At 50.6% G+C, this 1,512-nt stretch carries 1 protein-coding gene; it reads left to right on the forward strand.

Annotation, left to right across the window (positions count from 1 at the left end):
* Positions 1–228: 228 nt before the first annotated feature.
* On the forward strand, positions 229–1,476 hold the full coding sequence (locus HL657_RS13405; protein ID WP_317297318.1) for an IS110 family RNA-guided transposase: 1,248 nt from the start codon (positions 229–231) through the stop codon (positions 1,474–1,476).
* The last annotated feature ends 36 nt before the right edge of the window (positions 1,477–1,512 follow it).

Here is a 1,512-nt window from a genome sequence, read left to right on the forward strand (position 1 = left end):
GGCTCTGTTGAATCGGGCATGAATGTGGATTCAAGCATACCTGATGAAAAACAGTAATACGGATCCGATCGCGGTCTTGGTCAGTGGGGAGCGAGGCTGCAAGGGTTTTGGGATCTCAATCCCGATGTTGAATCCAGCCGTTTGTCACATTCCAAAGCATACGTGCGTCTTTGAACGCGGATGGTAAAGTGCCTTTGAGGGACAGTATTCTCCCCACCGGAGAGGCATATGTTACCCCAGAAAGGAAAAGTTTGTGGGATCGATGTCCATAAGAAATTCGTTGTTGCTGCTGTTCTCTCGAACAGCGGAGAGGTTTGGATCGAGCGATTTGCCCAGACTCAACCTGGTCTGCTCGCCTTGAAGTCATGGGTTCTTGACCATGGGTGTGAGCAGGTTGCGGTTGAATCCACTGGCGTGTACTGGTATTCTGTGTATTCAACGCTCGAAGGCCGCATTGAGGTGATCGTTGCCAATCCCTACCGGATCAAGAATATTCCCGGGAGAAAGACAGACATCGTTGATGCGCAATGGATCGCTGAACTTGCGCTCAACAGTTTGATCAAACCTTCCCGGATCTTCCCGAAAGAGGATCGGGAATTGAGAAATCTTACGCGGGCCCGAGAGAACCAGGTCCACAGTCGAACCCGTCTCAAGAACCGCATTCATCGTGTTCTCGAATCCGCCTCCATCAAACTTTCCTCAGTGATCACGGACATCTTCGGAAAGTCCGGGCAGTATATCCTTCAACAGATTCTGCAGGGGACATCCATCGATACGATCATCCAGGGAATTCCGTCTCAAAAGGTCAAAGAGAAAGCGGATGCCCTCAAAGATGCAATCCAGCATCATCTGGGTGACGATCAGGTGCTGATCATCGAACAATCGCTCGACCAGATCGGCCTGATCAATCAGCAGATTCTGGACCTTGATGCAGAGATCCAGACGAGGCTAGAAGAACGGAAAGAAGAACTCCGGATTGCCATGTCCGTGCCGGGTATCGGCTTCATCAGTGCGGCAACGATCCTTGCTGAGATCGGGAACTCTCAGGATTTTGCTTCTGCAGACAAACTGGCATCCTGGGCGGGGTTGACCCCTGCGGTCTATCAATCAGCCGACACTCTGAGAACAGGCAGGATCACGAAGACAGGATCCAAGCATCTGCGCTGGATTCTTGTGGAAGTGGCGCAGGCTGCAGCACGGAAGAAAAATTCAGTTCTCCGAACATTCTTTTTGAGACTGAAGGCACGCAAGGGATACACGGTTGCAATTGTTGCACTCGCCCGAAAGATCCTCTGTATTCTCTGGCATCTCCTTACGAACAGGGAGTATTACGCTGAAGAGAATATTCCTGCAAAAAGAGGCAAAATGCCCCGGCTCATCGACAGGACACACAAAACGATTGAGCAAATGATTGAGATTCTGGTACAGGCGGGATATGTGGTGCAGAAACGAGGACTCTTTGATCCAGGAGGATGAGGAATCACCCCAGGATCAGTTTTTCATGGTAAACCC

The organism is Methanoculleus nereidis (assembly GCF_032944295.1).
GTDB lineage: Archaea > Halobacteriota > Methanomicrobia > Methanomicrobiales > Methanoculleaceae > Methanoculleus > Methanoculleus nereidis.

What these genes read in the sequence shown, in the direction of transcription:
- HL657_RS13405 (WP_317297318.1), top strand. Translation starts at nt 229, where the DNA reads ATGTTACCCCAGAAAGGAAAAGTTTGTGGGATCGATGTCCATAAGAAA.